This is a genomic window from Bacillus sp. 05T31 (assembly GCF_056396725.1).
This window is the reverse complement of the sequence record NZ_JBFTMA010000239.1, coordinates 1-6,646: the sequence shown is the minus strand read 5'-3', so window position 1 is coordinate 6,646 and position 6,646 is coordinate 1. Positions and strand designations below refer to the sequence as shown.

General features: G+C 37.1%; 5 protein-coding genes and 1 pseudogene. 3 read left to right on the top strand and 3 right to left on the bottom strand.

The annotated features are described in order from the left end of the window. Positions 1-35 precede the first annotated feature (35 nt). On the top strand, positions 36-1,502 hold the full coding sequence (gene katB, locus AC1DJR_RS15500) for a catalase KatB (RefSeq protein WP_477002956.1): 1,467 nt from the start codon (positions 36-38) through the stop codon (positions 1,500-1,502). Positions 1,503-1,704: 202 nt separating this feature from the next. On the opposite strand, the gene AC1DJR_RS15495 is transcribed toward katB, so the two are convergent. Beyond that, positions 1,705-2,937, bottom strand: a complete 1,233-nt coding sequence (locus tag AC1DJR_RS15495) for an ammonium transporter (RefSeq protein WP_002011245.1) — start codon at positions 2,935-2,937, stop codon at positions 1,705-1,707. Between the two features lie 157 nt (positions 2,938-3,094). Between AC1DJR_RS15495 and AC1DJR_RS15490 the strand changes: the two genes are divergently transcribed. Next, positions 3,095-4,456: an alpha-amylase family glycosyl hydrolase gene (locus tag AC1DJR_RS15490; protein WP_429688777.1), complete on the top strand. Its 1,362-nt coding sequence runs from the start codon at positions 3,095-3,097 to the stop codon at positions 4,454-4,456. 18 nt (positions 4,457-4,474) lie between these two features. On the opposite strand, the gene AC1DJR_RS15485 is transcribed toward AC1DJR_RS15490, so the two are convergent. Further along, positions 4,475-4,966 carry a YajQ family cyclic di-GMP-binding protein gene (locus AC1DJR_RS15485; protein WP_002030284.1) on the bottom strand — a complete coding sequence of 164 codons (492 nt, stop codon included), beginning with the start codon at positions 4,964-4,966 and terminating at the stop codon, positions 4,475-4,477. A 410-nt stretch (positions 4,967-5,376) separates the two neighbouring features. Here AC1DJR_RS15485 and AC1DJR_RS15480 point away from each other — a divergent pair. Then, positions 5,377-5,898, top strand: a pseudogene (locus tag AC1DJR_RS15480) (S1 RNA-binding domain-containing protein); the annotation flags it as partial. A 266-nt stretch (positions 5,899-6,164) separates the two neighbouring features. Here the strand turns inward: AC1DJR_RS15480 and AC1DJR_RS15475 are convergent. Further along, positions 6,165-6,464 (bottom strand): hypothetical protein, encoded by a 300-nt coding sequence (locus AC1DJR_RS15475; RefSeq protein WP_477002955.1) that lies wholly within the window; start codon positions 6,462-6,464, stop codon positions 6,165-6,167. Between the last annotated feature and the right edge of the window lie 182 nt (positions 6,465-6,646).

The following is a 6,646-nucleotide window of genomic DNA, read 5'->3' as shown; positions in this document are numbered from 1 at the left end:
TAATTACTATGAAGGAAAGAGGAGGATCACCCTTGATGAATCCAAATAAGCGCTTAACAACAAACCAAGGTGCTCCAGTTGGAGATAACCAAAACTCTCGTACAGCTGGTCGCCGTGGACCGGTATTGTTAGAAGACTATCATTTAGTAGAAAAACTTGCTCACTTTGATCGTGAACGTATTCCTGAGCGTGTTGTGCATGCACGTGGTGCAGGTGCTCACGGTGTATTCGTAACGAAAAACAGCATGCAGCAATATACGAAAGCAGCGTTTTTACAAAATGAAGGAACTGAAACACCTGTATTCGTTCGTTTCTCAACGGTTATTCATGGTCAAGGTTCTCCAGAGACAGCTCGTGAYCCKCGTGGKTTCGCTGTTAAATTYTAYACAGAAGAAGGAAACTAYGATATCGTAGGTAACCATTTACCRGTTTTCTTCATTCGTGACGCAATTAAATTCCCTGACATGGTGCATTCTTTAAAGCCAGCACCTGATACAAATGTTCAAACACCAGATCGTTACTGGGATTTCATGACGTTAACTCCAGAATCTACACATATGATGACGTGGGTATTTTCTGATTATGGTACACCGGCAAACTACCGTGAAATGGAAGGATTCGGCGTACATTCATTTAAATGGATTAATGCAGAAGGTAAAATTGTTTACATTAAATATCATTGGAAGCCACAGCAAGGTGTACGTAATTTAAGTGCGAAAGAAGTGCAAGAAGTGCAAGGGAAAGACTTCAATCATGCAACTCGTGATTTATTCGATGCAATCGAAAAAGGAAACTATCCGAAATGGGATTTACACGTACAAGTAATGCAACTAGATGAAACGGACTCTTTAGACTTCGATCCACTAGATCCAACGAAAGTATGGCCAGAAGATCGTTTCCCATTAATTGAAGTAGGGACCATGACGTTAAATCGTAACCCGAAAAACTTCTTTGCGGAAGTAGAACAAGTGGCGTTCTCTCCAAGTGCAACTGTAAATGGTATTGAACCATCTGAAGATAAATTATTACAAGGTCGTTTATTCTCTTACCCAGATACACAGCGTTACCGCCTTGGTGCAAACTATTTACAAATTCCTGTAAACTGCCCATACGCAGCTGTTCGTAATCAACAACGTGATGGTGCGATGCAAGTGGATCAAAACCCATCTACAATAAACTACGAACCGAGCCGTCATACTGAAAATCCAGTGGAAGATCCGGCTTACCGCGATTCAACTATGAAAGTAGAAGGCTATGTATCTCGTGAAAAAATTGAAAAACCAAATGACTTCAAACAAGCGGGTGAGCGTTACCGTTCATTCTCTAAAGAAGAGCAAGATAACTTAATTGCGAACTTAACAAACGACTTAAAAGGCGTAAATGAGCAAACGAAATTAYTAGCTRTTTGYAACTTCTTCCGYGCRGATCAWGASTACGGMATGCGTTTAGCAGGGGCGTTAAATGTTGATATTACGCAGTATGTAGGGAATGTTCCGAAGTAAATAGGAAAAGACGACTGTTAAACGGTCGTCTTTTTTGTGTAAAATCATGCAGGGTATTTTGCGTTTTAGCTATGTCGGAATTCGTCGGTAAATCGATATATTGAAAGAAACGATCGATATATTTATGGGAATACAGGGTGGGGTATGCTAATCAGTGCGATAAAAGAGATGCAATCTACTATTAATAGATTGCATCTCTTTTTTAATTTACTCGCTCTGTATACTCATAAGCTTTCTCCCCGTGCATCGAAATATCAAGCCCCATTTGTTCTTCGTGCTCATCGACGCGAACAGGAAGGAAGAAGTTAATGGCTTTAATAATGGCGTACGTCATTATGATTGTGAATGCATATGTTGCTCCGATTGCTACAAGTTGTTTGAAAAGGAGAGTGGCGTTTCCGTAAAATAATCCGTTAGCACCATCGCTATTTATAGTAGTAGTAGCAAATAGTCCAGTTGCAATACCGCCCCAAGTTCCTCCGATGCCGTGGCATCCAAATGCATCGAGTGTATCGTCGTATCCGAATTTGTTTTTTAAGAAGAAGACAGCTCCGAAGCATAATATACCGCCGATTGCTCCGATAAGAAGAGCGGAGAAAGGTGTAACGAATCCACAAGCCGGCGTAATTGCGACTAAACCAGAAACAACCCCGGAAGCAGCTCCCATCGCAGTCGGTTTTGATTGGAAGAACCATTCAGAAAGCATCCAAGTTAGAGCTGAGGCAGCGGCGGCTATATTTGTATTAATAAATGCAGTTAAAGCTACGTCATTTAAAGATAATGCACTACCGACGTTGAAACCGAACCAGCCGAACCAGAGTAAGCCTGCGCCTAACATTGTAAATGGTAAATGATGAGGGGAGGTACCGCTTATGTTTTTTCGTTTTCCAAGGAAAATAGCTAATACAAGACCAGCAACGCCAGATGTGATATGAACGACATTACCACCAGCGAAGTCTAACGCGCCGAGTTCTCTCAGCCATCCGCCAACGCCCCATACCCAATGAGCGACAGGATTGTAAACGATTGTTGTCCAAAGAAGGATAAAAATAAGAAAGGCAGAAAATCGCATTCTTTCGGCGAATGCCCCTGAAATTAAAGCGGGAGTTAAAATAGCGAACATGAGTTGGAACATCATAAATAAATTGTGAGGAATAGTAGATGAGTAGTCTGGGTTTGGTGCGTAGGTAACTCCGTTTAGACCGAACCAATCGAGATTGCCGATAAGTCCGTGCCAATCTGGCCCGAATGATAAAGAATAACCGATAACAATCCATTGAATCGAAACGATAGCCATTGCGCTATAACTGTGCATTGTCGTGCTGAGTACGTTTTTACTGCGAACCATACCCCCATAAAAAAGTGCCAATCCTGGTGTCATCAACATGACCATTACTGTCGTTACAAAAATAAAAACTGTATCTCCCGTATTCATTCTCTCTCCTCCTATGATGTTAGGAAAAATAACATCTATACGTTATGTTTCATATCATATTCGAAATAAAAAGAAAAATCAACTAAAAATTCAGAAAACTTTTTAGATGATGTTAGAAAACCTAACATGATGTATTTTTGGGGGATAAAATCAACGTATGCGATTTGCTCTAAAAATTGGTATAATATTCTTACAATTGGAAGTTTGGGGGATGCGTGTGAAAAAAATATGGACTAAGGAACTATTCATTTGTTTTTGTTTAGCTGTTATTTTGTTTGTACCAGTACATACTTTTGCGGAAGAAAAAAGGGAATGGCGAGATGAAGTTATATATTCCATTATGATTGATCGCTTTAATAACGGAGAATCGAAAAATGACAAACAGTTAGACGTTGGTAATTTAGAAGGGTATCAGGGCGGAGATATACGTGGGATTATAAAAAGATTGGACTACATAAAAGAAATGGGATTTACTACTATYATGCTTTCGCCGCTTTTTGAAAGTGAAAAGTATGATGGATTAAGCGTTCGAAATTTTCAAAAAGTAAATGAACATTTCGGAACAGAAAATGATGTGAAAGAACTTGTAAATGAGGCTCGCAAAAAAGGAATGAAAGTTGTCTTTCAATTTCCGTATGAAGAAAATGAACAACAATTAATAGACTCGATGAAATGGTGGATAAAAGAAGTCGATTTAGACGGAAGTTATGTGATACATAGTGAAAAAAAGCCGCGTGCGTTTTGGGATGAAGTGCAAAAGGATTTGCAGAAGGTAAAGAAAGATTTTCACATTATGACAAAGGAAGATAATGAGTACTATAAAAAAATAGTAGAGTCATTTTCAAAAGCAGATACGTCTGTGAAACCTTTATATGATGTGAGTGGAAAAGAAGAGGAATTCGCTACGTTTTTAGATAATCAAGAAACAAAGCGATTTGCACGTATTGCAAAAGAAAATATGTATTACCCGCCGTCTCGTTTAAAACTAGCGATCACTTACTTATTAACATCCCCGGGGATACCGAATTTTTATTACGGAACTGAAATCGCATTAGATGGGGGAGATGCTCCAGATAATAGACGATTAATGGATTTCAAATCTGATGAAAAGTTTATGCAGCACATAACGAAGCTAGGTGAACTTAGACAAGCGAGACCATCTTTACGACGTGGTACGTTTGAACTTCTATATGATAAAGATGGAATGAGTATATTAAAACGAAAGTATAAAGATGAAGTAACACTAGTAGCGATTAATAATACGAAAGAGACGAAAAAGGTTTCCTTACCTGTAAGTACAATTGGTGAAAAACAAGAGTTAAGAGGATTGTTAGAAGACGAAATTATAAGAGAAGAAAACGGAAAGTTTTATCTTGTTTTAAAGCGCGAAGAGTCGAATGTGTATAAAGTTAGCGAAGAAACAGGTGTGAATTGGTTGTTTATCTCCTTAATAGTCGGTGTGAACGTRTTATTTATTGCTTTTTTAATTGCGGTTAAAAAGAAAAGATCCTCTGTATAGATAGAGGATCTTTTTTTCTTAGCGATAGTTAATGAATTGTACGTCGATTGGTAAGTCGACGCTGCGAACGGCTGCGATTACTGCTTGTAAGTCATCACGGCTTTTCGCTGTTACGCGTACTTGGTCATCTTGTACTTGCGTTTTTACTTTTAATTTCATTTCTTTAATGATGTTGTTAATTTTTTTCGCGTTATCTTTATCGATACCTTGTTGCAGAGTTGCACGTTGGCGAACAGTATTACCAGATGCGGTTTCAACTTTTCCGTAGTCCAAGTTTTTAATTGGAACGTTACGTTTTACAAGTTTAGAAATTAGAACGTCTTTTACTTGGTCTAATTTGAACTCGTCATCAGAAGTTAAAACAAGTACTTCTTTTTCTAATTTAATATCACTTTTACTACCTTTAAAGTCATATCGGTTTTGGATTTCCTTTAATGCGATGTTAATTGCGTTTGTTACTTCAGGTAATTCTACTTTCGAAACGATGTCAAAAGAACTCTCTTTTGCCATAGTTAGCACCTCCAAATAAATTTCTATCTTTTCATGCACCTAAATAGGCTATGTAATATACATATTAAAGTATAGCGGAAAATACATCGATTAGATAGAGTGTTGCAACTTAAGTGTTTTGACGGATCATCCGTAGGGGAATATAGTCCTATAGATACAGTCTTTATTTAATTATAGTGAATTTTGGGCAGTTGGACAAATAAAGGAAAAATCGTGTTATAATTAACTTTTGTTTGGAATGATAAAAAAGATAACTTTATCCCGCATTAACGRGCAGTAAGACTCCCACCTCRAAATTCRGCRARTGCGAGGAAGTTAGGYGGGAGATAACTGCCCGTAAAWGCCCGATTGGTTCAACTAATAATCAGYGGGGGATGAACAAAACCCCCACTGATTAAAGTTTCACTTTGCCTCAAGAAGGCGACGAATTATATTGTACGTTAAAATTAACGAATCGTGATCGTTTAATTGCTCTTCCGGCAAGAGACAGTGATATGCAAGAAATTATCGTAGATGCAACGCCATCTATGCGTAATAAAAACGTAAATGGACGTGTGTATCGCTCACTTCAAGTTGGTTCATTCATACTAACTGACGAGCATTTCCGTGCTTTCTTACACCATACAGAAAGAAAAGAACAAGTCCGCATCGGTGAGCGCGTAACAGGTCGTATTATTGACGTGAAAGACGACGGTACAATTAACATTTCACTTCTTCCTCGTAAAGAAGAAGGAATGGAAGATGATGCAGCAGTACTTTATGCATATATGGAAGAACGAGGCGGAGCAATGCCGTTTTGGGATAAGAGCAACCCAGAAGACATTAAAGAACGTTTCAATATGAGTAAAGCTGCATTTAARCGYGCACTTGGTAAACTGATGAAAGAAGAAAAGATTTACCAAGAAGAAGGCTGGACTTACTTTAAGAAATAAGATAAATGAAAAAGAACTATTTTTTCTCTTAATTTTTAAGAGAAGAGATAATTCTTTTTTTTATTATAAAGTACATAAAAAGTAAATAAGGTGTAATAAAATTCGCAAAATCTGAAGATATACAAACGACTAGAATACGTTATGGTTTTTATTATAACGAGAAAGAATAGTATTTCGAATAAAAAGAATATTAAAATGAGTTTTTGGGCTTTTAGTTAACAAAGTTTCGAAAATACACACTTTATAAAGGTTTCCTTTAAATATGATTATTGTGTTTCGAGGGTTTCCTTATAAAYCTTAGCTATATATTTTACAAAATCAATGAYGGGATAGTGTATGAGYGARCGGTGCTGCGTAAAMYGAATCCCTTMTTCTTCYATTTTTAAAATRATTTGTTCAATTTCCAACTCTTTTTGTTGTATCTTATTATAATTTTGATATACAATGTTTTTCCATTGATAGGAAGAACCATGAAAATAACTCTCTCCTTTTACCCTGTGATTAAATATTATTTCTATTTTTTCTCTACGTTGTCTTTCCTTCATATACGATTCCGTTGACTGCATGGTTATCGCCTCTTTCCTTTGTATTGTATACTGTTTCCGAAAATTCGGTCTAACTCATCATAGCCAATGTACAGTGATTTTGTTGGGGATTGTCGTTTAAGGCTATCTTATCAACTGTATATATTTTGCAATTTCTTAATCTAATATCTTATATCTAAATAAATTGTTAGTGTGTATAAAAC

Bases quoted from the DNA above. Each gene is read 5' to 3' on its own strand.
- AC1DJR_RS15495 (WP_002011245.1), bottom strand. From the start codon at position 2,937: ATGAATACGGGAGATACAGTTTTTATTTTTGTAACGACAGTAATGGTC.
- AC1DJR_RS15485 (WP_002030284.1), bottom strand. From the start codon at position 4,966: ATGGCAAAAGAGAGTTCTTTTGACATCGTTTCGAAAGTAGAATTACCT.